The 26,123-nt window shown below is 56.6% G+C and carries 20 protein-coding genes and 4 tRNA genes; 6 read left to right on the forward strand and 18 right to left on the reverse strand.

Annotated features, from left to right (window positions below):
- Positions 1 to 140: 140 nt before the first annotated feature.
- The 8 genes from lon to B195_RS16165 all read right to left on the reverse strand — a co-directional run bounded on the left by lon (position 141) and on the right by B195_RS16165 (position 7,047).
- Positions 141 to 2,537: an endopeptidase La gene (lon, locus tag B195_RS16130; protein WP_003441367.1), complete on the reverse strand. Its 2,397-nt coding sequence runs from the start codon at positions 2,535 to 2,537 to the stop codon at positions 141 to 143.
- A 163-nt stretch (positions 2,538 to 2,700) separates the two neighbouring features.
- Entirely contained in the window at positions 2,701 to 3,984 is a 1,284-nt protein-coding gene (gene clpX / locus B195_RS16135; protein ID WP_003441365.1) for an ATP-dependent Clp protease ATP-binding subunit ClpX, read from the reverse strand.
- A 106-nt stretch (positions 3,985 to 4,090) separates the two neighbouring features.
- Positions 4,091 to 4,732, reverse strand: a complete 642-nt coding sequence (gene clpP, locus B195_RS16140) for an ATP-dependent Clp endopeptidase proteolytic subunit ClpP (protein ID WP_003441363.1) — start codon at positions 4,730 to 4,732, stop codon at positions 4,091 to 4,093.
- A gap of 91 nt (positions 4,733 to 4,823) precedes the next feature.
- The gene (gene tig, locus B195_RS16145; protein ID WP_003441361.1) at positions 4,824 to 6,134 is read right to left on the reverse strand and encodes a trigger factor; all 1,311 of its coding nucleotides are present in this window, start codon (positions 6,132 to 6,134) and stop codon (positions 4,824 to 4,826) included.
- A gap of 368 nt (positions 6,135 to 6,502) precedes the next feature.
- Positions 6,503 to 6,578 (reverse strand) — tRNA-His (locus B195_RS16150).
- A 135-nt stretch (positions 6,579 to 6,713) separates the two neighbouring features.
- Positions 6,714 to 6,798: transfer RNA gene (locus B195_RS16155), tRNA-Leu, on the reverse strand.
- Between the two features lie 55 nt (positions 6,799 to 6,853).
- Positions 6,854 to 6,929 (reverse strand) — tRNA-His (locus tag B195_RS16160).
- Positions 6,930 to 6,970: 41 nt separating this feature from the next.
- A tRNA-Arg gene (locus tag B195_RS16165) sits at positions 6,971 to 7,047 on the reverse strand.
- 280 nt (positions 7,048 to 7,327) lie between these two features.
- Between B195_RS16165 and folD the strand changes: the two genes are divergently transcribed.
- Positions 7,328 to 8,182 carry a bifunctional methylenetetrahydrofolate dehydrogenase/methenyltetrahydrofolate cyclohydrolase FolD gene (folD, locus tag B195_RS16170; RefSeq protein ID WP_003441360.1) on the forward strand — a complete coding sequence of 285 codons (855 nt, stop codon included), beginning with the start codon at positions 7,328 to 7,330 and terminating at the stop codon, positions 8,180 to 8,182.
- A 115-nt stretch (positions 8,183 to 8,297) separates the two neighbouring features.
- On the opposite strand, the gene cysS is transcribed toward folD, so the two are convergent.
- Complete coding sequence (cysS, locus tag B195_RS16175; RefSeq protein ID WP_003441358.1) at positions 8,298 to 9,680, reverse strand: cysteine--tRNA ligase; 1,383 nt, start codon at positions 9,678 to 9,680, stop codon at positions 8,298 to 8,300.
- A gap of 21 nt (positions 9,681 to 9,701) precedes the next feature.
- A complete protein-coding gene (locus tag B195_RS16180) occupies positions 9,702 to 11,399 on the reverse strand; it encodes a glutamine--tRNA ligase/YqeY domain fusion protein (protein ID WP_003441356.1) in 1,698 nt (565 codons plus the stop codon).
- A gap of 279 nt (positions 11,400 to 11,678) precedes the next feature.
- Here B195_RS16180 and B195_RS16185 point away from each other — a divergent pair, with 279 nt between their 5' ends.
- Both B195_RS16185 and lpxH read left to right on the forward strand, forming a co-directional pair.
- The gene (locus B195_RS16185; RefSeq protein WP_003441354.1) at positions 11,679 to 12,182 is read left to right on the forward strand and encodes a peptidylprolyl isomerase; all 504 of its coding nucleotides are present in this window, start codon (positions 11,679 to 11,681) and stop codon (positions 12,180 to 12,182) included.
- Positions 12,179 to 12,931 (forward strand): UDP-2,3-diacylglucosamine diphosphatase, encoded by a 753-nt coding sequence (gene lpxH, locus B195_RS16190; RefSeq protein ID WP_003441352.1) that lies wholly within the window; start codon positions 12,179 to 12,181, stop codon positions 12,929 to 12,931. Before B195_RS16185 ends, lpxH begins: the two co-directional genes overlap by 4 nt.
- 107 nt (positions 12,932 to 13,038) lie before the next feature.
- On the opposite strand, the gene B195_RS16195 is transcribed toward lpxH, so the two are convergent.
- The 5 genes from B195_RS16195 to B195_RS16215 all read right to left on the reverse strand — a co-directional run bounded on the left by B195_RS16195 (position 13,039) and on the right by B195_RS16215 (position 18,527).
- On the reverse strand, positions 13,039 to 14,568 hold the full coding sequence (locus tag B195_RS16195; protein WP_003441350.1) for a DHA2 family efflux MFS transporter permease subunit: 1,530 nt from the start codon (positions 14,566 to 14,568) through the stop codon (positions 13,039 to 13,041).
- A gap of 63 nt (positions 14,569 to 14,631) precedes the next feature.
- Positions 14,632 to 15,837: an HlyD family efflux transporter periplasmic adaptor subunit gene (locus tag B195_RS16200; protein ID WP_003441348.1), complete on the reverse strand. Its 1,206-nt coding sequence runs from the start codon at positions 15,835 to 15,837 to the stop codon at positions 14,632 to 14,634.
- A gap of 15 nt (positions 15,838 to 15,852) precedes the next feature.
- Positions 15,853 to 17,322 carry an efflux transporter outer membrane subunit gene (locus B195_RS16205; RefSeq protein ID WP_003441346.1) on the reverse strand — a complete coding sequence of 490 codons (1,470 nt, stop codon included), beginning with the start codon at positions 17,320 to 17,322 and terminating at the stop codon, positions 15,853 to 15,855.
- The gene (locus B195_RS16210) at positions 17,319 to 17,792 is read right to left on the reverse strand and encodes a MarR family winged helix-turn-helix transcriptional regulator (protein WP_003441345.1); all 474 of its coding nucleotides are present in this window, start codon (positions 17,790 to 17,792) and stop codon (positions 17,319 to 17,321) included. The genes B195_RS16205 and B195_RS16210 overlap by 4 nt, the downstream gene beginning before the upstream one ends.
- A 126-nt stretch (positions 17,793 to 17,918) precedes the next feature.
- Positions 17,919 to 18,527, reverse strand: a complete 609-nt coding sequence (locus B195_RS16215; RefSeq protein ID WP_003441343.1) for a tRNA-(ms[2]io[6]A)-hydroxylase — start codon at positions 18,525 to 18,527, stop codon at positions 17,919 to 17,921.
- A 221-nt stretch (positions 18,528 to 18,748) separates the two neighbouring features.
- Here B195_RS16215 and B195_RS16220 point away from each other — a divergent pair, with 221 nt between their 5' ends.
- Complete coding sequence (locus B195_RS16220) at positions 18,749 to 19,612, forward strand: universal stress protein (RefSeq protein ID WP_003441340.1); 864 nt, start codon at positions 18,749 to 18,751, stop codon at positions 19,610 to 19,612.
- 69 nt (positions 19,613 to 19,681) lie between these two features.
- Here the strand turns inward: B195_RS16220 and B195_RS16225 are convergent, their stop codons facing one another.
- Positions 19,682 to 20,149 (reverse strand): DUF1289 domain-containing protein, encoded by a 468-nt coding sequence (locus tag B195_RS16225; RefSeq protein ID WP_003441338.1) that lies wholly within the window; start codon positions 20,147 to 20,149, stop codon positions 19,682 to 19,684.
- Positions 20,150 to 20,554: 405 nt separating this feature from the next.
- Between B195_RS16225 and acnB the strand changes: the two genes are divergently transcribed.
- The gene (gene acnB / locus B195_RS16230; protein WP_003441336.1) at positions 20,555 to 23,155 is read left to right on the forward strand and encodes a bifunctional aconitate hydratase 2/2-methylisocitrate dehydratase; all 2,601 of its coding nucleotides are present in this window, start codon (positions 20,555 to 20,557) and stop codon (positions 23,153 to 23,155) included.
- A gap of 68 nt (positions 23,156 to 23,223) precedes the next feature.
- On the opposite strand, the gene B195_RS16235 is transcribed toward acnB, so the two are convergent.
- Both B195_RS16235 and B195_RS16240 read right to left on the reverse strand, forming a co-directional pair.
- Complete coding sequence (locus tag B195_RS16235; protein WP_003441333.1) at positions 23,224 to 24,294, reverse strand: AI-2E family transporter; 1,071 nt, start codon at positions 24,292 to 24,294, stop codon at positions 23,224 to 23,226.
- A gap of 28 nt (positions 24,295 to 24,322) precedes the next feature.
- Positions 24,323 to 24,562 carry a sulfurtransferase TusA family protein gene (locus B195_RS16240; RefSeq protein WP_003441329.1) on the reverse strand — a complete coding sequence of 80 codons (240 nt, stop codon included), beginning with the start codon at positions 24,560 to 24,562 and terminating at the stop codon, positions 24,323 to 24,325.
- Positions 24,563 to 24,681: 119 nt separating this feature from the next.
- Between B195_RS16240 and B195_RS16245 the strand changes: the two genes are divergently transcribed.
- Positions 24,682 to 26,112, forward strand: coding sequence for a M48 family metalloprotease (locus tag B195_RS16245; RefSeq protein ID WP_003441326.1), 1,431 nt, complete (start codon positions 24,682 to 24,684; stop codon positions 26,110 to 26,112).
- Positions 26,113 to 26,123 lie beyond the last annotated feature (11 nt).

Below are 26,123 nucleotides of genomic sequence, written 5' to 3' on the forward strand. Positions count from 1 at the left end.
CCCCTTATATCTATCTGAGTATGTTTCTAAAGTTTTTTGGTAAAAGCAAACGATTGCTGAAGCACTTACGGACACTTATAGAGCCGCTTTATAACAAGGGCTCTAAAAAGCGTCAAGAAAGCCCGTCAGGCAAATCCGTATTAATGCGTGCTAATTCTTTCCTTAGAGTCAGACTCTCGCTTGTCATCCTTGGCAACGATCTCGGGAGCCACATCCGGCAAGGGCTCCGGCGCGTATTGCAGCGCAATTTGCAGGACCTCGTCAATCCATTTAACCGGTTTAATCTGAAGATCCTGTTTGATGTTGTCAGGAATTTCCTTCAGATCGCGGACATTCTCTTCAGGAATAATTACAGTCTTGATCCCACCTCGGTGAGCAGCCAGTAACTTTTCCTTCAAGCCCCCAATCGCCAGCACCTGGCCACGCAGGGTAATTTCGCCGGTCATCGCAACATCCGCACGTACTGGAATCAAAGTCAGCGCAGAAACCAGAGCTGTACACATTCCTACACCAGCACTAGGACCATCTTTGGGCGTAGCCCCTTCCGGCATGTGAATGTGAACGTCACGTTTCTCGTGGAAATCCAACGGGATACCCAGGCTCTTGGCGCGACTGCGAACCACTGTCAACGCAGCAGTAATCGACTCCACCATCACGTCACCGAGAGAACCGGTCTTGATCAGCTGACCCTTGCCCGGCACTACCGCAGCTTCAATTGTCAGCAATTCGCCACCGACCTGAGTCCAGGCCAGACCGGTCACCTGACCAATCTGGTCCTGCACCTCGGCCAGTCCGTAGCTGTATTTTCGAACACCCAAAAAGTGCTCGAGAAGCTCGGGCGTCACAGTCACTGCAAAACGTTTTTCCATCGCGTGTTCTTTGACCGCCTTGCGGCAAATTTTCGCAATTTGGCGCTCAAGGCCCCGCACACCGGCTTCGCGGGTGTAATAGCGAATGATGTCGCGGATGGCTTCGTTGTCGAACGCTATCTCGCCTTTTTTCAAGCCATTGGCTTCAATTTGCTTGGGGGCGAGGTATTTGACGGCAATGTTGATTTTTTCGTCTTCGGTGTAACCCGGCAGACGAATGACTTCCATCCGGTCCAGCAACGCTGGAGGAATATTCATCGAGTTGGAGGTACACAGGAACATTACGTCAGACAGGTCGTAGTCGACCTCGAGGTAATGGTCATTGAAATTGTGGTTTTGCTCGGGATCGAGCACCTCAAGCAATGCAGAGGCCGGGTCACCGCGCATGTCGCTGCCCATCTTGTCGATTTCATCGAGCAGGAACAGAGGGTTGCGCACCCCCACTTTTGTCATCTTCTGAATCAATCGACCTGGCATCGAGCCAATGTAGGTACGACGATGACCGCGAATTTCCGCTTCGTCACGCACGCCACCCAAGGCCATACGTACGAATTTGCGGTTTGTTGCATGGGCTATGGACTCTGCAAGGGAGGTTTTACCTACACCAGGAGGTCCTACCAGGCACAAAACCGGACCACGGATTTTCTTCACCCGTTTTTGCACGGCGAGGTATTCGAGAATCCGCTCTTTGACTTCATCCAGACCGTAGTGGTCTGCATCCAGAATGTCTTCAGCGCGCTTGAGATCCAGGCGGACCTTGCTCTGTGCTTTCCATGGCACCTGAACCAGCCAGTCAATGTAGGAGCGCACGACAGTGGCTTCAGCGGACATGGGGGACATTTGCTTGAGCTTGTTCAGCTCAGCCTGAGCCTTGGCCATTGCATCCTTGGGCAAACCAGCGGACTCGATGCGCTTTTTCAGCTCTTCGATTTCGTTATGCCCATCATCACCATCGCCGAGCTCCTTCTGAATGGCCTTCATCTGCTCATTCAGGTAGTACTCGCGCTGGCTGCGCTCCATCTGCTTTTTGACACGGCCACGGATACGCTTTTCAACTTGCAGCAGGTCGATCTCGGCATCAAGCAATGCCAATACGTGCTCAACCCGGGTTTGCAGGTCGATAATTTCAAGAATCTCCTGCTTCTGCTCGATCTTGAGTGCCATATGGGCAGCCATGGTATCGACCAGACGGCTTGGTTCGTCGATGCTGTTAAGCGAGGACAGAACCTCAGCCGGGACCTTTTTGCCCAGCTGTACATATTGCTCGAACTGCGAGATCAGGCTGCGGACAAAGACTTCGGATTCACGCTCCGGGGCAGCCACCTCATCAATCAGGGAGACTTCGGCACTCAGATAGCCTTCAGCCTGGCCAAAGCGCTCGACAGCGCCACGCTGCTCGCCTTCGACCAAAACCTTGACGGTGCCATCCGGCAGCTTGAGCAACTGCAGAACGGTCGCAATGGTACCTACACGATAGAGCGCGTCTTCGCCCGGATCATCGTCAGCAGGATTTTTTTGGGCCAACAGCAAGATCTGCTTGTCGCCCGTCATCGCAGCCTCGAGGGCCTCGATTGATTTCTCGCGTCCCACGAACAGTGGGATCACCATGTGCGGATAGACCACAACATCGCGCAATGGCAGGAGAGGCAATTCAATGGTTGTCTTCATGATTTCGCCTCTACGGCGGCCATAAGGCCGTAATCAGATGGAAGTAAGCTTGAAGCCAAGATGGGGGCAGTTCCGAAAAAAAACAAGCGTTGGACGACAGGAAAAAAAAAGGGGCCCGAAGGCCCCTTCTTTAACACGCAATGTGTAATACGCAGCAATACACTTACGCGTCAGGTGCAACCTTGGCAGTCGCTTCGTTGTTTTCATAAATCAACAACGGCTTGGACTTACCTTCTATAACGCTTTCGTCGATCACCACTTTACTCACCTCGGACTGCGAGGGGATTTCAAACATGGTGTCGAGCAGAACGCTCTCCAGAATCGAACGCAAACCACGCGCACCAGTCTTGCGCTCAAGCGCACGCTTGGCCACGGCTTTCAAGGCATCAGCACGGAATTCGAGATCAACACCCTCCATCTCGAACAACTTTCCATACTGCTTGGTCAGCGCATTCTTCGGCTCGGTCAGAATCTGCATCAATGCAGCTTCATCCAGCTCATCCAGTGTCGCCAGAACAGGTAGACGGCCAACAAACTCCGGGATCAGACCGAACTTGACCAAATCATCAGGTTCTACTTCACGCAGGGACTCGCCAACCTTCTTGCCCTCTTCCTTGCTGCGTACTTCGGCACTGAAGCCGATGCCGCCGCGAGTAGAGCGTGCCTGAACAACCTTCTCCAGGCCCGAGAACGCACCGCCACAGATAAACAGGATGTTACGGGTATCAACCTGCAAGAATTCCTGCTGCGGATGCTTGCGACCACCCTGAGGCGGTACGGAAGCCACAGTGCCTTCGATCAGTTTGAGCAAAGCCTGCTGCACGCCTTCACCGGAAACATCACGGGTGATGGACGGGTTGTCAGATTTGCGCGAAATCTTGTCGATTTCATCGATATAGACGATACCCATCTGGGCTTTTTCTACGTCGTAGTCGCACTTCTGCAGCAGCTTCTGAATGATGTTTTCCACATCTTCGCCTACGTAACCCGCCTCAGTCAGCGTGGTTGCATCAGCAATAGTGAAAGGTACATTCAGCAGACGAGCCAGGGTTTCGGCCAGCAAGGTTTTACCCGAGCCAGTAGGTCCGATCAGCAGAATGTTGCTCTTGCCGAGTTCGACGTCGTCATTTTTCTTGTCACGCTGGTTAAGGCGCTTGTAGTGGTTGTATACCGCTACGGCCAAAACCTTTTTGGCACGTTCCTGACCAATGACGTATTGATCAAGGATGCCGCTGATTTCTTTTGGCGAAGGTAATTTATGCGCACTGCTCTCGGCCTGGGCTTCCTGCACCTCCTCGCGGATGATGTCATTGCACAGGTCGACGCATTCGTCGCAGATAAAGACCGAGGGGCCGGCAATCAATTTGCGCACTTCATGCTGGCTTTTGCCACAGAAGGAGCAATAGAGCAATTTGCCGTTGTCCTCGCCGTTGCGGGTGTCAGTCATTCGATCGATCCAAATCCGATAGGCTTGCAACACAAGATGAAGGCAACTGCGGGCTTTTTCAAGCCCGCAGGAGGTCAGTTAATCCAACCGCCTTCATTTGTACTACTTAAGCGGGCATTTGACGCTTGCTGAACACAGAGTCGATCAAACCGTATTCGGTTGCACGCTCAGCGCTCATGAAGTTGTCACGTTCGGTGTCACGCTCGATGGTTTCGAGCGACTGACCGGTATGGTGGGCCAACAGCGAGTTCAAACGATGACGAATGTTGAGGATTTCCTTGGCATGGATGTCGATATCCGACGCCTGCCCCTGGAAACCGCCCAACGGCTGGTGAATCATCATCCGCGAGTTAGGCAGGCAATGACGCTTGCCCGGAGCACCGCCGGCCAACAGGAAAGCACCCATGCTGCACGCCTGACCGATACAGATGGTCGACACGTCTGGCTTGATGAACTGCATGGTGTCGTAGATCGACATCCCTGCTGTTACCGAGCCGCCCGGGGAGTTGATGTAGAGATGAATGTCCTTGTCCGGGTTTTCGGCTTCAAGGAAAAGCAGCTGCGCAGCAACCAGGTTCGCCATGTAGTCTTCGACAGGGCCTACCAGGAAGATGATCCGCTCCTTGAGGAGGCGCGAATAGATGTCGTAGGAGCGCTCGCCACGGGCAGACTGCTCAACAACCATCGGGACCAGGCCGCCAGCGGCCTGAATGTCAGAGTTCTGCTGAATATAAGAATTGCGGGACATGTCCGGCAGTCACTCCCAAATAGTCTTGTCTGGAATACGCATAAGCCAGCTCGAGGCTGGCTTATGGTTGTGTTTTCTAACGAGTCAGAATTCAGTCGGCTTGTGGAGCTTCCACCGGCTTAACTGCTTCTTCGTAAGAGACCGCTTTATCGGTCACCTTAGCCTTCTGCAGAACAGTATCCACAACTTGCTCTTCCAGCACAACCGAACGAACCTCGTTCAATTGCGCGTCATTTTTGTAGTACCAAGCAACAACCTGCTCAGGCTCCTGGTAAGCGGAAGCCATTTCCTGAATCATTTCGCGAACACGATCTTCGTCAGGCTTGAGGTCGAATTGCTTGACCACTTCAGCCACGATCAGACCCAGAACCACACGGCGATTGGCTTGTTCTTCGAACAGCTCGGCCGGCAGTTGGTCAGGCTTGATGTTGCCACCGAATTGCTGAACAGCCTGAACGCGCAGACGATCAACTTCGTTGGACAGCAGCGATTTTGGCACTTCGATCGGGTTGGCAGCCAACAGACCGTCCATTACCTGATTCTTGACCTTGGATTTGATCGCCTGACGCAGCTCACGCTCCATGTTCTTGCGAACTTCGGCGCGGAAACCTTCCAGACCTGTTTCCTTGATACCGAACTGGGCGAAGAACTCTTCGTTCAGCTCTGGCAGCTTAGGCTCGGAAACAGTGTTGACAGTAACGGTGAACTCGGCGGCTTTGCCAGCCAGGTCCAGGTTCTGATAGTCAGCAGGGAAAGTCAGGTTCAGAACGCGTTCTTCGCCAGCTTTAGCGCCTACCAGGCCTTCTTCGAAGCCAGGAATCATACGGCCCGAACCCAGAACCAGCTGAGTACCCTTGGCGGAACCGCCAGCGAACTCTTCACCATCTACCTTGCCAACGAAATCAATGTTCAACTGATCTTCGTTCTGAGCAGCACGCTCAGTCAGCTCAAAACGGGTGTTCTGCTTGCGCAGCACGTCCAGCATTTTGTCCAGGTCGGCATCAGCCACTTCGGCGCTCAGGCGCTCGATAGCGATGGTGTCCAGACCGGTAACTTCGAATTCAGGGAATACTTCGAAGGTCGCAACGTATTCCAGATCCTTGCCTTTTTCGAAGACTTTAGGCTCTACCGAAGGTGCGCCAGCCGGGTTCAGCTTTTGCTCAACCACTGCTTCATAGAACGAAGCCTGGATCACGTTGCCCAGTGCTTCTTGACGCGCATCAGCTTCGTAACGCTGACGAATCACGCTCATTGGCACCTTGCCTGGACGGAAGCCCGGGATTTTGGCCTTTTGGGCGGTCTGCTGCAGACGCTTGTTGACTTCAGCCTCAATACGCTCAGATGGCACGCCAATGGTCATGCGACGCTCAAGAGCGGAAGTATTTTCAACAGAAACTTGCATGGATATTCCTCGTTGCACAGACATTAGCCGGCCGTTTCCGACCCCATAATCAAGGGCATGCATTCTAGTGGGTCAAACTCAAGAAGTCACCCTACCGCAATCGCGCACAGAAACAGCAGGCACATTATTAAGCGCAAGCAGTGATCTGCTTAAACACCCGAATACACAAAAATGCTTACATAGCCCCAACTCAGAGCCTCCTTCCTTATATATAGAAGAAGGCATCAAGCAAGAGCATGGCAACACCCGCACCGACACACGGACGCAAGACAGGCATCATTCAGCAACACAATGCCGCCCGCCTGCCCCCTTCAAAAAAGCCGGAACGAAAAAAAACGCCAGATTATTAATCTGGCGTTTTCTAAATATGGGGTGGACGAAGGGGATCGAACCCTCGACAACGGGAGTCACAATCCCGTGCTCTACCAACTGAGCTACGCCCACCATATTGCATTTACAGCTCTATTTGCATCGCTACGAATGCGCATCAAAGCGCAGCTTCGTAAAAGAATAAAGCCGCTCTAGGCGGCTTTATTCATCAGCCTGGCGAACCCGATTCAGGCATCGCCAAACCTTATTTGGTGCGGACGGAGAGACTCGAACTCTCACACCTTGCGGCGCTGGAACCTAAATCCAGTGTGTCTACCAATTCCACCACATCCGCATTCAAACTTTTGAAGCAAAGACGCCAGACTATTAATCTGGCGCCTTTCTAAATATGGGGTGGACGAAGGGGATCGAACCCTCGACAACGGGAGTCACAATCCCGTGCTCTACCAACTGAGCTACGCCCACCATATTGCCTTTGTAACCCTACTTGTGCCAAAGCTGCCTAATGGCGCACCCGGCAGGACTCGAACCTGCGACCATCCGCTTAGAAGGCGGATGCTCTATCCAGCTGAGCTACGGGCGCCTTGTTAATCTGTATTCTGTGACGACTACAAACTAAGTGCTTTCAGTATCACCAAGCCAGACATCAACTTCGCTCTACCTTCTTAACCAGTGCTAGGCTGTGCCCGACAAGTGCGACGAATATTATAGGCGACCCCGAAAGCCGTCAACTCTTTTTTGAAAAAAATTTAGAAATATAAAGGAGTTAGGGGAATAAGCAGACCAAGCGCCTTTGCCCTTACGTCACGGCATGCGAGAATGCACGTCCTTTTTCCACCCTTTACGATGGTTAATCACGCGTAATGACTGCACAACTAATCGACGGCAAAGCGATCGCCGCCAGCCTGCGCAAGCAGATTGCAAAACGTGTCGCCGAGCGTCACGAGCAAGGCCTGCGCACTCCCGGCCTGGCAGTGATTCTGGTCGGCAGCGATCCTGCCTCCCAGGTTTATGTTTCGCACAAGCGTAAAGACTGCGAAGAGGTAGGCTTTCTTTCACAAGCCTATGACCTGCCTTCGGACACCAGCCAGCAAGCACTGACCGACCTGATTGACCGTCTTAATGAAGACACGGATATCGACGGCATTCTGCTTCAGCTGCCACTGCCCGAGCATCTGGACGCCTCCAAGTTGCTGGAGCGCATTCGTCCGGACAAGGACGTAGACGGCTTCCACCCCTACAACGTCGGCCGTCTGGCCCAGCGCATCCCGCTACTGCGCCCCTGCACCCCTAAAGGCATCATGACCCTGCTGGAAAGCACCGGCCAGGACCTTTACGGAATGGACGCAGTAATCGTTGGCGCCTCCAACATCGTTGGTCGCCCGATGGCCATGGAACTGTTGCTGGCCGGCTGCACCGTAACGGTTACCCATCGTTTCACCAAGGACCTGGCCGGCCACGTAGGCCGTGCAGATCTGGTGGTCGTGGCTGCCGGCAAGCCGGGCCTGGTCAAAGGCGAATGGATCAAGGAAGGCGCGATCGTGATCGACGTCGGCATCAACCGTCAGGCTGATGGCAAGCTGGTAGGCGATGTGATTTACGAAACCGCCCTGCCCCGCGCCGGCTGGATTACACCGGTTCCTGGCGGCGTTGGCCCGATGACTCGCGCCTGCTTGCTGGAAAATACTTTGTACGCCGCCGAAACGCTGCACGCATAAGCCCCGGCATCGATACCAGCAACGGCACCTTCGGGTGCCGTTGTTATTGGTGCAGCCAAAACCCGGACAAACAAAAGCCCGCACTTGGCGGGCTTTCGTTCAAACAGCGATAAACCTAGTCAGCCAGGCGCCAGGTCGTACCGCCTTTACCGTCTTCAAGCACAACACCCATGGCGGTGAGCTGATCACGAATCCGGTCCGATTCAGCCCAGTCCTTACCGGCACGAGCCGCCAGACGAGCCGCGATCAAGGCATCAACCTGGACCGCATCCACCCGCCCTTCTGCGCCAGCCTGCAAGAAATCATCCGCCTCAAGCTGCAATACACCCAGCACATCAGCCAATTCTTTCAAGCGCGCAGCCAGGCCAGCCGCAGCCTGCAAATCGGTATCGCGCAAACGGTTGATCTCGCGAACCATCTCGAACAGCACCGCGCAGGCTTCCGGAGTACCGAAGTCATCGTTCATCACCTGGGTAAAACGCTCAACGAACGCTTCACCACCGGCCGGCGCCACTTTTGGCAGCCCCTTGAGGGCGTGATAAAAGCGCTCAAGAGCCGCTTTCGCGTCCTTGAGGTTATCTTCGGAGTAATTGATCGAGCTGCGGTAGTGGCTGGACACCAACAAGTAACGCACCACTTCCGGGTGATATTTCTCCAGAACGTCGCGAATGGTGAAGAAGTTGTTCAAGGATTTGGACATCTTCTCGCCATTGATGCGAATCATCCCGCAATGCATCCAGGCATTGGCGTAGGTTTTACCCGTCGCCGCCTCACTTTGGGCGATTTCGTTCTCATGGTGCGGAAACTCAAGGTCGCTGCCGCCACCATGAATATCAAAGGTCTCGCCCAGGCAGCAGGTCGACATCACCGAGCACTCGATGTGCCAGCCCGGACGACCTGCACCCCACGGCGACTCCCAGCTCGGCTCGCCCGGCTTGACGCCCTTCCACAGCACGAAATCCAGCGGATCGTCCTTGGCTTCGTCGACTTCAATACGTGCACCGATACGCAGATCTTCGATCTTCTTGCGCGACAGCTTGCCGTAGCCCATGAACTTGGCGACACGGTAATACACGTCGCCGTTGCCCGGGGCGTAGGCATAACCCTTGTCGATCAGGGTCTGGATCATCGCGTGCATGCCGGGGATATAATCCGTGGCACGCGGCTCCATGTCCGGCTTGCGGATATTGAGTCGCGCTTCGTCTTCATGCATTGCAGCGATCATGCGCGCGGTGAGCACCTCAAACGCTTCGCCGTTTTCACGGGCACGGTTGATGATCTTGTCTTCGATGTCGGTGATGTTGCGCACATAGGTCAAATCGTAACCGCTAAAACGCAACCAGCGTGTTACCAGGTCAAAAGCCACCATGCTGCGGCCGTGACCCAGATGGCAATAGTCGTACACGGTCATGCCGCACACGTACATGCGCACATTGTTGCCGTCCAGCGGCTTGAAAACTTCTTTGCTCTTGGTGAGCGTGTTGTAAATCGTTAGCACGATGGCTCCCTCAAAACTTGATCACTGACCCCAGGAATCACGCAAGGTCACAGTACGGTTGAATACCGGCTGGCCAGGTTTCGAGTCCTTGATATCTGCGCAGAAGTAACCTTCGCGCTCGAACTGGAAACGGTCTTCCGGCTGTGCGTTGCCCAGCGACGGCTCAGCACGACAACCCGTAAGAACCTGCAGCGAATCCGGGTTGATGTTTTCCAGGAAGCCCGCACCATCCTCAGCCTTTTCAGGGTTCGGCGAGCGGAACAGACGATCGTACAGACGCACTTCGCATTCGACGCTGGCAGCAGCCGGCACCCAATGCACAACACCTTTGACCTTGCGGCCTTCAGGGTTCTTGCCCAGCGTTTCGGGATCGTACGAGCAATGCAGTTCAACGATGTTGCCATCGGCGTCTTTAATCGCTTCGTCAGCTCGAATCACATAGCTGCCGCGCAGGCGCACTTCACCGGCAGGCTCAAGGCGCTTGTAACCTTTTGGCGGCTCTTCCATAAAGTCGTCACGATCGATGTAGATCTCACGGGCGAATGGCAACACTCGTACACCCATGTCTTCTTTAGGGTGGCGAGGCAGCTCCAGGTTTTCGACCTGGCCTTGCGGGTAGTTGGTGATGATGACTTTCAATGGACGCAGCACACACATCGCGCGCGGAGCGCTGTGGTCCAGATCGTCACGAATGCTGAACTCCAGCATGCCGAAGTCAACCACGCCATCGGAGCGGTTGGTGCCAACCATGTCGCAGAAGTTGCGGATTGATTTGGGCGTGTAACCACGACGACGGAAACCCGAGAGGGTCGACATGCGCGGGTCATCCCAGCCATGAACGTGCTTTTCATCAACCAATTGCTTGAGCTTGCGCTTGCTGGTGATGGTGTAGTTCAGGTTCAGGCGCGAGAACTCGTACTGACGCGGCTTGCTCGGCACCGGCAGGTTGTCGAGGAACCATTCGTACAGAGGGCGATGACCTTCGAACTCCAGGGTGCAGATCGAATGGGTAATGCCTTCGATCGCATCCGACTGACCATGGGTGAAGTCATAGTTCGGATAAATGCACCACTTGTCACCGGTCTGATGGTGATGGGCATGACGAATGCGATACAGGATCGGATCGCGCAGGTTCATGTTCGGTGAAGCCATGTCGATCTTGGCCCGCAACACACGCTTGCCGTCTTCGAACTCGCCAGCCTTCATGCGGGCGAACAGGTCGATGTTTTCTTCGACGCTACGCTCACGAAACGGGCTGTTTTTGCCAGGCTCGGTCAAGCTGCCACGGTATTCCTTGGCCTGTTCAGGTGTCAGGTCGCAGACATAGGCCTTACCTTCCTTGATCAGGTAAACCGCCCACTCATGCAACTGATCGAAATATTGCGAGGCAAAGCGCACTTCACCCGACCACTCAAAGCCCAGCCACTTGACGTCACTTTCGATCGCATCAATGTATTCCTGGTCTTCTTTGGCCGGGTTGGTGTCGTCAAAACGCAAATGGGTGACGCCGCCAAATTCCTGAGCCAGCCCAAAGTTCACGCAAATGGACTTGGCGTGACCGATGTGCAGGTAGCCGTTGGGCTCAGGCGGGAAGCGGGTCACGATCTGTTTGCATTTACCCGAGTCAAGGTCCGCCTGCACGATGGGACGCAGGAAATTAGCCGGTACAGCAGGGCCAGCCTTAGGATTCAAAGTAGGGTCGACAGTGGGCTTGCTCATAGGATCCTTGAACGTAACAGGTGCGCGGCCTGGGTCGGCCGACTAAATCAAAGCGCCTATCATAGCCGATGCTGTCAAGTCCCTGACAGAGCAGGCGCTCAATCAACGCATTTGAAATAGCGCCTTTTAGCCCCCATATCGCAAAAACAGCATCGAAATGCCGTGCGGGCACGCTAAACTGCGCCGCGCGGCTGTATCTACCCAGCCAGCTTTTAGTCTCCGAGCCAATTGGCCGGACCAAAAAGCTCACCGAATTCATCTGATAGAGCGATAGAGATCATGTCCAAAGTAAAACTGACTACCAACCACGGCGACATCGTGATTGAGCTGAACGCTGAAAAGGCGCCGATCACCGTCGCCAACTTCATCGAGTACGTAAAAGCCGGTCACTACGAAAACACTGTGTTTCACCGTGTAATCGGTAACTTCATGGTTCAGGGCGGCGGTTTCGAACCTGGCATGAAAGAAAAGAAAGACAAGCGTCCAAGCATCAAGAACGAAGCGGACAACGGTCTGCCGAACGAGAAGTACACCGTGGCCATGGCTCGCACCATGGAGCCGCATTCGGCTTCCGCCCAGTTCTTCATCAACGTGGCTGACAACAGCTTCCTCAACCACACCGCACCTACCGCTCAAGGCTGGGGCTATGCAGTGTTCGGTAAAGTGGTTGAAGGTCAGGACGTGGTCGACAAGATCAAAGGTGTCAAAACCACTTCCAAAGCGGGCCATCAAGACGTGCCGGCTGAAGACGTGATTGTCGAGAAAGCAGAGATCATTGAGTGATACTGCTGATTTCAGATTTGCATCTGGAAGAGGAGCGCCCGGACATAACCCGGGCGTTTCTGGATTTCCTGACCGGGCGTGCGCGCTCGGCTCAGGCGCTGTACATCCTGGGTGATTTTTTCGAAGCCTGGATAGGCGACGATGCAATGACGCCCTACCAGCGCTCTATCTGTGAAGCGCTGCGAACACTGAGCGATAGCGGCACGCAGATTTTTCTGATGCACGGCAATCGCGACTTTTTGCTTGGCCAGGCCTTTTGTAAAGCGGCTGGCTGCACCCTGATCAAAGACCCCAGCGTTGTAGATTTCTACGGCGAACCGGTCTTGCTGATGCACGGCGACAGCCTGTGCACCCGCGACGAATCCTACATGCGCCTGCGGCGCTACCTGCGCAACCCCGTAATCATGTGGATTTTACGCCACCTGCCACTGGGCACCCGGCAAAAACTGGCGCGCAAGTTACGCAGCGAAAGCCGCGCCCAGACCCGCATGAAAGCCAACGACATCGTTGATGTGACCCCCGAAGAAGTACCGCTGATCATGGCCCGGCATGGCGTACGCACGCTGATTCATGGCCACACTCACCGCCCGGCCATTCACAAGCTGCAGATCGGCGAACATGCCGCCAAACGCATTGTGCTCGGCGACTGGGACAAACAGGGCTGGGCACTGCAGGTGGATGAGCAAGGCATGCAACTGGCGCCGTTTGATTTCGCCACCCCGCCCTTACTGCAACACAGCCAACAGTAGGATGGTGGGAGCCGGCTTGCCAGCGATGGCATCACCCGGCATCAGCCAGACCCCGGCGATATTATCGCCGGCAAGCCGGCTCCCACAGCCCTGCGGCTTTTACCGCATTAATGTCCGCTCGCCTCCGGCCCCGCCTTCGCGGCAAACGGCGGTTTGGCCAGCCACACCAGCAAGATCAGCCCCATGAACATCCAGCCCATCAACGTGAAGTAGTCCACAGTCGAGAGCATATAGGCCTGACTGGTCAGGACTTGATCCAGCTGGGCGTAAGCCCTGGTGCTCGCCCCGCCGAGATTCTCCAGCGCGTGCCGGGTGATGGGGTCATAGGTACTCATGCTTTCACTCATGTAGGCATGGTGCTGATCCGCACGACGAATCCAGATCCAGGTGGTCAGGGATGCCGCAAAACTCCCCCCCAGCGTTCGCAGGAACGTCGCCAGCCCGGCGCCATCGGCGATCTGATGTGGCGGTAAATCCGACATCAAAATGCTCAAGGTCGGCATAAAGAACAGCGCCACACCTATCCCCATAAACAGCTGCACCAGTGCCACATGCTGGAAGTCCACCTGGCTGGTGAAATCGGCCCGCATAAAGCAGCTCAGGCCAATGGCCAAAAAGGCCAGCCCCGCCAACAGGCGCAAATCGAATTTATGCGCGTACTTGCCCACAAACGGCGACATCAGTACCGGCAAGATACCGATCGGCGCCACGGCCAGACCGGCCCAGGTCGCGGTATAGCCCATCTGCGTCTGCAGCCATTGCGGCAAAATCAGGTTGATGCCGAAGAAGCCTGCATAGCCCAATACCAGCACGATGGTACCGATACGAAAGTTGCGATAAGCAAATAAACGCAAATTTACGATGGGGTGCTTGTCGGTCATTTCCCAAATGATAAAAGCCGCCAGCGCCACCACTGACAATGCAGTGCCCATAAGAATGAAATTGGATTCGAACCAGTCCAGATCATTGCCCTTGTCGAGCACTATCTGCAGCGCACCAACGCCAATGATCAGAGTTATAAGACCCACATAGTCCATCGGCTGACGGGTAATCACCACCGGACGCGCCTTGAGTTGCTGGCGAACCACCATCACGGCAAAGAAGCCGATCGGGATATTAATGAAGAAGATCCACGGCCAACTGTAACTGTCCGTGATCCAGCCACCCAATATGGGGCCCGCAATGGGCGCAACCACCGTGACCATCGCCAGCAATGCCAATGCCATCCCCCGTTTCGCAGGCGGATACACCGCAATCAGCAGGGTCTGGGTCATGGGATACAAGGGGCCGGCGACCAGGCCTTGCAACACCCGAAAGCCCACCAGTTCAGGCATCGAGGTTGAAATACCGCACAGGAACGAAGCCAGCACGAACAGAACCGTGGCCCACAGAAACAGCTTCACCTCACCAAAGCGCCGGCTCAGCCAGCCAGTCAACGGCAAGGCAATAGCGTTACTTACGGCAAATGAAGTAATTACCCACGTACCCTGCTCCGAACTCACCCCCAGGTTGCCGGAGATAGTGGGCAACGCCACGTTGGCGATGGTGGTATCGAGCACCTGCATAAAGGTCGCCAGCGACAGGCCAATGGTGGCAAGCACCAAGCTGGGCGGGGAAAAAGACGCGTTTGTACTCATCGCAAATCCTTTAAAACTCGGGCTGCAGCCCTGCCCGTGCGGCAGAGCTTATGGATTGGCGAATCAGCGTTGAGCCGCAGTGTTGCCCGTCAAGGCGCTGTTGCTGTCAATCAAGCGCGTAATCATGGCTTCGGCGTCCGCCAGCTGCTGCTCGTACACATTGGTGGTGAACGACGCTTTTTGCGGCGGCTGCTGGGCCAGCACCGGGCCACTCTGGTCACGCAGGTTCACATCGACCGTGGTCGACAAGCCGACCCGCAGTGGATGCTTTTCCAGCTCCTGGGCATTGATATGAATACGCACCGGCACCCGCTGCACGATCTTGATCCAGTTGCCGGTGGCGTTTTGCGCCGGCAAGAGGGCGAATGCGCTGCCGGTACCGGCACCGATACTGTCGATGCTGCCGCTGTACTTGACGTCACTGCCATAGATGTCCGACTCGATGTCCACCGGCTGCCCGATGCGCATCTTGTGCAACTGGGTTTCCTTGAAGTTGGCATCGATCCACAACTGATTCAGCGGAATGACGGCCATCAAGGCAGTACCCGGCTGAACCCGCTGCCCCAGCTGAACCGTACGTTTGGCCACATAACCGGTCACTGGAGCAATCAACGTGGAGCGGGCATTCGCCAGGTAGGCCTGACGCAACTGCGCTGCTGCAGCCTTCACATCGGGATGATCGGCAATCGTGGTGTTATCCACCAGTGCACTGGTGGTATCGAGCTTCTGCTCGGCATTGCGCAAGGCACTTTGGGCAGAGGCCAGATCATCCCGGGCGTGGGACAGTTCTTCCTGGGAAATCGCCCCGCCTGCGGCCAGGCTTTTACGGCGGTTGTAATTGTCCTGAGCTTTTTGCACCTCGACTTTTTGCGCCGAGACCTGGGCCTTCATGCCGTTCACATCACTGAACAGGCCGCGGACCTGACGCACGGTGCGGGCCAGGTTGGCCTCGGCACTCTGCAGGCCAACCAGTGCATCGCTTGGGTCGAAGTTGAGCAGCACCTGCCCCTCATGAACCAGATCGCCATCATCGGCGCCAATACTCACCACCGTTCCGGTGACCAGCGGGGTGATCTCCACCACATTGCCGTTTACATAGGCGTCGTCCGTGCTCTCACTCCAGCGACCATAGAGCTCATGCCAGGCCCAGACGCCCAACGCGACCAGGATCACCAGAATCGCCAGCCCGCCGAGCCAGAGCTTGCGTTTGCGCTGATTGCCAGCGTCCTGGTTTTGTTGCGTTTCATTCGGTGTTTGCACAGTGGCCATGACGAGTACCTAAATTTATTCTGCCAGCGAGGCTTGAGTGGGAACGGCCGCAGCCGTGTTGCCGGGCTCAAAGCCACCGCCCAGGGCTTGCATCAGTTGAATCGAAAGATCGATCTGCTCAGCATTCAGGTCCGCCAGCTGGCGCTGGGCCTGAAGCAGTTGTTGCTCAATGCTGAGGACATCAAGGTAATTGCCCACGCCCGATTCATAGCGCTGCAACCCGGTGTTGTAGGACTCTTGAGCAATATCCGCCGCACGCTGCTGCGCGCCGATTTGCAGCCCCATGGCTTTTAGCTGCTCCAGGGTATCGCTGACATCACCGAGTGCCGCCACCAGGGTCTTGTTGTACTGCGCCACGGCCAGATCGTAGTTGGCGTCTTCAGCATCCAGACCGGCACGCAGGCGCCCGCCATCAAAGATCGGCAGCGAAACCGCAGGTGCAATATTGAAGAAGCGGCTGGCCGAGCCGAACAGCGCATCCCCCAGCAACGACTGGGTACCCGCCGCCGCAGTCAAATTGAGGTTGGGATAAAAACGCGTTTTGGCGGCGGCAATGTTCTTGCTGGCAGCCTCTACCCGCCAGCGGGCAGCGACCAGATCGGGACGACGACCCAGCAGCTCGGCGGGCAAAGTGCTAGGCAACGCCACGGCACCGGGTGCCAGAATCTTCGGCCGGGCAATCTCGATGCCCCGGTCAGGCCCCTTGCCCAACAACACCGCCAACGCAATACGGGCGCTTTTGAGTTGTTTTTCGGCATTGATTACCTGCTCCTGGGAGCTGGCTTCAAGGCTTTCGGTTTGCTGGTATTGATAGTGACTGTCAATCCCGGCTTGCAGGCGCCGCTTGCTCAAGTCGAGCATTTGGCGAGTACGCGCCAGATCGTCATTGGCCAGATCACGCACGCTGTAGGCATGCCCCAGGCTGCTGTAAGCCCGCGCCACATCAGCAGCCAGAGTCAGGCTCGCGGCCTGGCCGTCGACCTCGGCGGCACGGGCTTCGCCCAGAGCGGCCTCCCAGGCATCACGCTGACCGCCCCACAGATCGAAGGTGTAATTGAACGTCAGATTGACGTCGCGAACCGTGTCATAAACACCGCCGCGACCGCTCGGATCCTGGGAACGCGCCAGGCGCGAACGCGTAACGTCCGCCTCGGCATCCAGGGTCGGCATGCGTGCGGCATTGGCTGCACCGGCCGCTGCGCTCGCCTGGTGAGCCCGGGCACTGGCAATCTGCATATCAGGGCTGTCGCGCAATGCTTCCTGAATCAGGCCGTCGAGCTGCCCGTCGCCCAGGCGTTTCCACCAGTCCTTTTGCGGCCAGGCGGCAGGCGTGACGCTGACACCCTTGAGCGTCTGCGCTGCCTTGAGGCTTTTGGCTTCAAGGCTGGCACCCTCGGTGCCCAGGCCGCTATAGCTGGCGCAACCGGCCAACGCCATGCAGACAAATACCAGGTTCAGGCCTGTACGTAGCGTTTTGTTGCTCATTTTTCACCCAAGCGCATGACAGTGATCGGATCACCGGCCGCCAGCAGTATTTTTTTGAGGATCTGTTCCAGGCTCTGCAACTCTTGCGGGCTGATAGCAGCCGCCAACTGGTTCATGGCATCGGCGCCAACCTGCGGTAGCAAGGCCGCCAGTGCTTGCCCGTCATCGGTGAGTACCAGTCGCACCTGACGTCGGTCAGCCTCGGAGCGCTGGCGTATAAGCAGGTTTTTTTGCTCCAGCCGATCAAGCATGCGAGTCATCGAGCCGCTGTCCAGTGACAGGTGGCGGCAGAGTTCGGCCGGGGTATCGACGTCGAACTGGGCCATGATGATCAGCACTTTGAACTGCGCCGCAGTGATGCCGAAAGGCTCCATGTGACGGTCAATGATGCGGTCTTTGAGCATGGCAGTACGCCCCAGGAGCAAACCCAGGGTGCAATTTTGAAAAGTATCGGGATGGAAATGCTTCATCAGGAAGCTGCCCAGGCAGTAATGTTTCTAAATATTACTGCCTAGGCAGCTAATGTCAAGCCGACTATTAGCCGGCTATCTATTTGCCTGTCTGAATGTGCGTAGCCGCTGACGCAGGGAGGAGGCTTATGCCTGGGCTGGCACGCCGCTATGGAAACGGAACTCAACATCCGGCGACTCGATCAGTTCCTGCTCGGCCGCCCGCACCCGTTCGATGACCTGGGCAATATCCTTGGCATCGCCGTATTGATAGGCGAGCTTCAAGTAGCCCTGGAAGTGTCGCGCTTCGCTTTTGAGCAGACCGAAGTAGAACTTGCCGAGCTCTTCATCCAGATGCGGCACCAGGGCTTCGAATCGCTCACAGCTGCGCGCTTCGATAAAGGCCCCCACCACCAGGGTATCCACCAGCTTCACCGGTTCGTGATTGCGCACTACCTTGCGCAGCCCTGAGGCATAGCGCCCGGCCGACAGCTGACGCAGTTCGATCTTGCGCTTTTTCATCAGGCGCATGACTTGCTCGTGGTGAACCAGTTCTTCACGGGCCAGACGCGACATCATGTTGATCAGATCGACGTGGGAATGGTACTTGGCGATCAGGCTCAACGCGGTGCTGGCTGCCTTGAACTCGCAATTCTTGTGGTCGATCAGCAAGGTTTCCTGATCCGCCAGGGCAGCCGCAATCCAGCCGTCAGGGGTACGACAGCCCAAAAACTCATGAATTTCTGGAAGAATCACGGGCGCGCTCCCGAACATGGGGGGGTGCACAGCAGACCGGCAGTGTTTTGAAAAATCGCTGACATGTGGCTCACAAAGACTGGATTGAGGCGAGGGCCGCTGATTATACGGGCCCCGCGTCGCAGCACCAGCCGCACGACTTGATATGTATCAACACGGCTACAACTGACGAGCAACTATAGTGACTTCAAATCGCCTGAAAACATTTGGAGCTACCGGTCATGCAAACCATACGCAGCCTTTTGGTCGTCATCGAACCCCAATTGATGGAAAGCCTCTCCCTCAAGCGTGCCAAGGAGATCGCCAACAGCACCAAGGCGCACTTGCACCTGTTGATTTGCGATAAGGAAAATGACCATTCAGCCTTGCTCAGCGTGCTGCAAAGCAGCCTGGCGAGCGAGGCTTACAGCGTAACGAGCAACCAGACCTGGTACGAAAACCAGCACACCACCATCATCAAGGAGCAGCAAGCCAGGGGCTGTGCGCTGGTGATCAAGCAGCACGCTCCCGATTCCATGCTGAAAAAACTGCTGCTCACGCCGGAAGACTGGAAATTACTGCGCGATTGCCCGTGCCCGGTATTGATGGTCAAACACGCCAGAAGCTGGAGCGGCGGCGTGGTGCTGGCGGCAGTGGATGTGGGCTGCAGCGATGACGAACACATGGTTTTGCACAAAACCATTATCGACCAGGGTTTTCGTGTCGCCAGCCTCGCCCACGGCCAGCTGCACGTGGTCAGCGCCCATCCAGCACCCATGCTGGCAGCAGTCGATGCGGTCTACCCCGTGGACACCCAGTACGAAGCCAGCTACAGAGCGGCCTGCAAAGAGTTCCAGAACCAGTACGAAATCGACGACAGTCGCCTGCACATCAATGAAGGGCCGGCGGACATCATCATTCAACAGGTCGCCAAAAAGCTGGATGCCGTGGTAACAGTCATCGGCACCGTAGCCCGTACCGGACTGTCCGGGGCGCTGATCGGCAATACCGCAGAAGTGGTGATCGACAAGCTTGAATGCGACATTCTGGTGCTCAAGCCCGATGACATCATCCAGCACCTGGAGCAAAAAGCGGCCAAGGCCTGATCCTCATGGCTACAACCTCACCACTGCAGGAGCCTGCCGGCGATGGCTGCATCGCTGGCAGGCCAGCACCTACAAGATCGCATCCTTGAGAAAGCCGGGCGCGATATAGCGCTCGTAGTGCGCTTCGGAAAGCAGGAAGAATTCCCGATCAATGGCGTCGCGCAACTCGGGCAGACCCCAGTCGCGAAACTCCGGCAACAGCACCATGCCGTACATCTCCAGCTGATTGATCACCCGCGCCCCCCGGGCAATCAACTGGTAGGCCCAGCAATATTCCGACTGATGCGGCACAAAACGGATCTTGCGGGCCACCAGCTGAGCGCGCAACGCAGCCGGGTCGAAAACCTCCACCTTGCCCGTCATCACCTGCACCAACAGTTGCTCAAGGCGTAGCCAGACCGCACGTTTGGCCTGTTCGTCATAGCCGTTCCAGTTGATCACTTCGTGATGGAAACGCTTGCAACCGCGGCACACAAGGTCGCCGTAAACCGTAGAGCAAAGGCCGATGCAGGGAGTCTTGATGGTTTGATTGGACATGGCGAAATAGAGCACTGCAGAGCGAAACAGGTGCACATGTTAGCCCTTTGTCTAACGCAGATCACCCCTCAACCTTCAGGGGCTAACTTACCTTTAACAATTTTTTACCGTAGAATCGGCCTGCCTTTTAAGGCGCCAATGTCCGTTAGAAGCTGTTTTCAAAGCGTCACGAGCACAGTTGATCCCGAAGAACGGTGTTGGTGTGGGGTGTTTGCACTGCAAATGCCCGCATCAACATTCATCACCCTCCCCGTTCGGAAGGCGTAAAACTTTGAAAACAGCTTCTGTTGGGAATCCTTGAACTCTGGCTAAGCGGCTCAAAAAGCCCCGCAGCGCATGGGTGCTCGGCATTCCTGGATGAGCGTCCCGGACACCCATTTGGGACCAATGATGAGGGTAATAACTGTGCTTGAAGCCTACCGCAAACATATCGAAGAGCGTGCAGCCCTGGGTATCGTTCCCCAGCCGCTTAACGCCGAACAAACCGCAGGCCTGGTCGAGCTGCTGAAAAACCCGCCTGCAGGCGAAGAAGCATTCCTCGTCGACCTGATCACCAACCGTATTCCACCTGGTGTTGACGAAGCCGCCTACGTGAAGGCCGGCTTCCTGTCCGCCATCGCCAAAGGTGAAGCGACTTCCCCGCTGATCGACAAAAAACGCGCTGTTGAACTGCTCGGCACCATGCAAGGCGGCTACAACATCGTGACTCTGGTCGAGATGCTGGACGATGCAGAGCTGGCACCGGTTGCCGCCGAGCAACTCAAGCACACCCTGCTGATGTTTGACGCCTTCCACGACGTCGCTGAAAAAGCCAAAAACGGCAATGTCCACGCCAAAGCCGTGGTGCAGTCCTGGGCTGACGGCGAGTGGTTCAAGAACCGCCCTACCCTGGCTGACAAAATCAGCCTGCGCGTATTCAAGGTCACCGGCGAAACCAACACCGACGACCTGTCGCCGGCACCGGACGCCTGGTCACGCCCTGATATCCCGCTGCACGCCCTGGCCATGCTGAAAATGGCTCGCGACGGCATCGTGCCGGACGTGCAGGGCTCCATCGGTCCGATGAAGCAAATTGAAGAAATGCGTAACGCCGGCTTCCCTATCGCTTACGTCGGCGACGTAGTCGGTACCGGTTCTTCGCGTAAATCGGCAACCAACTCCGTACTCTGGTTCTTCGGCGACGACGTCCCTTACGTGCCGAACAAGCGTGCCGGTGGTTTCTGCTTCGGCAGCAAAATCGCTCCGATCTTCTACAACACCATGGAAGATGCTGGCGCACTGCCAATCGAATTCGATGTCAGCAACATCAACATGGGCGACGTGATCGACCTGTACCCGCACGCCGGCAAGGTTTGCAAACACGGTACCGACGAAGTCATCACCACCTTCGAAATGAAGACCCCGGTTCTGCTGGACGAAGTTCGCGCTGGCGGCCGTATCCCGTTGATCATCGGCCGTGGCCTGACCGAGAAGGCCCGCGCCGAACTGGGTCTGGGTCCATCCGACCTGTTCAAAAAGCCGGAAGCGCCTGTTGAAAGCACCAAGGGTTTCACCCTGGCGCAAAAAATGGTCGGCAAGGCTTGCGGCGTGACCGGCGTTCGCCCGGGCACTTACTGCGAACCGAAGATGACCACCGTAGGTTCTCAGGACACCACCGGTCCAATGACCCGTGACGAACTGAAAGACCTGGCGTGCCTGGGCTTCTCGGCCGATCTGGTCATGCAGTCGTTCTGCCACACCGCGGCCTATCCAAAGCCGATCGACGTGACCACGCACCACACCCTGCCAGACTTCATGATGACCCGCGGCGGTGTTTCCCTGCGTCCGGGCGACGGCATCATCCACAGCTGGCTGAACCGTATGCTGCTGCCGGATACCGTCGGCACTGGCGGCGACTCCCACACCCGTTTCCCGATGGGCATTTCGTTCCCGGCCGGTTCCGGCCTGGTGGCCTTTGCCGCAGCCACTGGCGTAATGCCACTGGATATGCCGGAATCGATTCTGGTTCGCTTCAAAGGCGAAATGCAGCCAGGCATCACCCTGCGCGACCTGGTTCATGCCATTCCTTACGTCGCTATCCAGAAGGGTCTGCTGACGGTAGAGAAAAAAGGCAAGGTCAACGAATTCTCCGGTCGCATCCTGGAAATCGAAGGCCTGGACAACCTGAGCATCGAGCAAGCGTTCGAACTGTCCGACGCCTCGGCAGAACGTTCGGCTGCTGGCTGCACCATCAAGCTGTCCAAAGAATCCATCACCGAATACCTGAACTCCAACATCACCCTGCTGCGCTGGATGATCGGTGAAGGTTACGGCGACGCCCGTACCCTTGAGCGTCGTGCTCAAGCGATGGAAGCCTGGGTTGCCAACCCTGAGCTGATGGAAGCCGATGCTGACGCCGAATACGCTGAAGTCATCGAAATCGATCTGGCTGATATCAAGGAGCCTGTGCTCTGCGCGCCAAACGACCCGGATGATGCACGCCTGTTGTCCAGCGTTGCCGGCGAGAAAATCGACGAAGTGTTCATCGGTTCGTGCATGACCAACATCGGCCACTTCCGCGCTGCGGGCAAGTTGCTGGACAAGGTCAAGGGTCAGCTGCCAACCCGTCTGTGGCTGTCGCCGCCGACCAAGATGGACGCTCACCAGCTGACCGAAGAAGGCTACTACGGCATCTTCGGCAAAGCCGGCGCGCGCATGGAAATGCCAGGTTGCTCGCTGTGCATGGGTAACCAGGCACGGGTTGAACCGAACTCCACCGTGGTATCGACTTCGACCCGTAACTTCCCGAACCGTCTGGGCGACGGCGCGAACGTTTACCTGGCTTCGGCCGAGTTGGCGTCGGTAGCCTCGATCCTGGGTCGCCTGCCTACCGTAGAGGAATACATGGTCTACGCGGCAGAGATCAACACCATGGCGGCGGACGTGTACCGCTACCTGAGCTTTGATCAGATCGCCGAATTCCGTGAAGCGGCAGCCACTGCCAATATCCCGGTTATTCAAGCGTAAGCTGATGCAGTAACGAAAAAGCCCCGGCTCTTGTGAGCCGGGGCTTTTTTATGTGCGGGATAAAAGCTCTAAAGCAGTGGCGCGACGATTTGCTGCTCCCGCGGCCAGGCATCCAGTACGGCCTTGAACAGGGTCGCCAGCGGTATCGCGAAGAACACCCCCCAGAACCCCCACAACCCGCCAAACAACAGCACCGCGCAAATGATTGCCACCGGGTGCAAGCTCACTGCCTCGGAGAACAGCAAGGGCACCAGCACATTGCCATCCAGGGTCTGAATGATGCCGTAGACCGCCATCAGATAGATGAACTGGTCACTCCAGCCCCACTGAAACAGCGCAATCAGCAGCACCGGAACCGTCACCACCACTGCCCCCACATACGGCACCACCACCGAAACGCCCACCAACAGCGCCAGCAGCGCCGCGTAGTTCAGGCCCATGGTGACAAATGCGATGTAGGTCACACCGCCGCAAATAATGATCTCGATGACTTTGCCGCGAATGTAATTGGCAATCTGGCGGTTCATTTCTTGTGCGACACGGGTAATCAACGCCCGCTCACGAGGCAAATAACCACGCACCCAACGGCCGATCAGCGCCCGGTCTTTAAGGAAGAAGAACACCAGAATCGGCACCAGCACCAGATAGATCATGATGTTGACCAACAACGGCAAACTGGACAGGGAAAAGGTCAGTGCCAGCTGCCCGAATTTGCCGATTTCACCGCGGGCGACTTCAATGGCCTGCAGCACTTGCTCATCCGACACCAGATGGGGATAGCGCTCCGGCAACAGCAACAACAGTGACTGCCACTTGGCCAGCATGCCCGGCAGCTCGTTGAACAGCGTGATCAACTGATGCCAGAGCAACGGCAGCACCACTACGATAAACACCAGCAGTAGCCCCATGAACAGCGCAAATACCAGGCCGACCGCTGCGGCAGCCGGCACCCGCAGCCGCTCCAGAGCCACCACCAGCCCCTGCATCAGGTACGCCAGCACCATGCCTGCCAGTACCGGCGCCAGCATGCCGCCCAAGGTCAGCACGGCGGTAAAGGCCAGCACCAGCAACACCGCCAGCACCACCGCCTCTTCATCAGAGAAATAGCGCTGAACCCAATCACGCAACACTTTGAACATCGATATTCCTTAGAAGAAGGCCCGCATCTCAGGCCTTGCGTAACCAGTAGCAATAGGTGCCGGCATCATTCTCTTCACGCAGCAGTTCATGGCCTGCCAAACGTGCAAAGGTCCGAAAATCTCGCTGCGAACCGGCGTCCGTGGCGATCACTTTGAGGGTCTGACCACTGACCAGGCGATTAAGCTCCAGCTTGGCCTTGAGCAGAGGCAACGGGCAGTTCAGGCCACTGGCATCCACCAGCGCATCATGCGCCAACGCATCAGTCATTACGTGCTCCTTCAGAGTCGGCATTTTGCGGCCGGTTAGAATACCCCAAGCGGACCCGCTACTGGTCGCCAGACACGTGTGCGGCTACAGTAAGCGCTTTACCGACCAGAGCTTTGTGCATGACTTTTCTGCGCCCGACCCTATTGACGCTCGCTTGCCTGCTCGCATCACCGAGTTTTGCCGACGATTTACCGTCTCTGGGTGACGCCAGTTCGTCCATCGTCTCCCCCCAACAAGAATACCAACTGGGTCGCGCCTGGCTGAGCATGCTGCGCGGCCAGGTGGCGCAACTCAACGATCCGCAGCTCAAGGACTACGTCGAAACCAGCGTCTACAAACTGGTCGAAACCAGCCAGGTACAAGACCGGCGTCTGGAATTCATTCTGATCGACAGCCCGCAGCTCAACGCCTTTGCCGCGCCCGGGGGGATCATCGGCGTCAATGGCGGCCTGTTCCTCAACGCGCAAACCGAAGGTGAATATGCCTCGGTGATGGCTCACGAACTGGCTCACTTGTCGCAACGCCACTTCGCCCGGGGCGTAGAAGCCCAGCAGCGCATGCAGCTGCCGATGATGGCGGCCTTGCTCGCAGGGATCATCGTCGCGGCCTCTGGTGCAGGCGATGCCGGGATCGCCGCCATTGCCGGCAGCCAGGCTGCCGCGTTACAGGAACAGCGCCGCTTCTCGCGACAAAATGAACAAGAGGCCGACCGCATCGGCATCCTCAATCTGGAAAAAGCCGGCTACGACCCGCGCTCGATGCCGACCATGTTTGAACGCCTGATGCGCCAGTACCGCTTTGACGCCAAACCGCCGGAATTCCTGCTGACTCACCCGGTGACCGAGTCGCGTATCGCCGACACCCGTAACCGCGCCGAACAGGCAAGGGTCGGTGGCACCGAAGACAGTTTGCGCTACCAGCTGATTCGCGCCCGCGTGCAGCTCAACTACGAAGAAACACCGGGTATTGCCGCCAAGCGCTTTCGCCAGCAACTGGATGAAAACCCGAAAAACGATGTGGCGCGTTATGGCCTGGCAATAGCCCAGATCAAGGGCAGCCAGTTCAACGAAGCGCGAGAAAACCTCAAGCCGCTGCTGGACAAGGCACCAAACGACATCACATACAACCTGGCGCAGATTGAGCTGGACACCGACAGCAACCGCCTGGCGGAAGCCCAGCAACGGGTCGATCGAATGCGCACCCTGTATCCGGGCAACTACCCGCTCAATCAGGCCAGGGTCGATCTGTTGCTCAAGCAAAACCGCCCGGCCGATGCCGACAAGGCGCTGGAAGCATTGCTCAAGAGCCGTCCGGATGACCCGGATGTGTGGTACTCGGTCGCCGAAACCCGGGGGTTATCGGGCAACATCATTGGCCTGCATCAGGCCCGCGCCGAGTATTTCGCTCTGGTCGGTGATTTCCGCCAGGCCATACAACAGCTGGATTTCGCACAAAAGCTCACCAACAACTTCCAGCTGTCATCGCGCCTGGATGCCCGCAAGCGCGAGCTGATGGATCAGGAACGTGCGCTCAAGGACATGATGAACTAACCCGCCCCACC

It is taken from the genome of Pseudomonas sp. Lz4W (genome assembly GCF_000346225.2).
Classification (GTDB): Bacteria; Pseudomonadota; Gammaproteobacteria; order Pseudomonadales; family Pseudomonadaceae; genus Aquipseudomonas; species Aquipseudomonas paraversuta.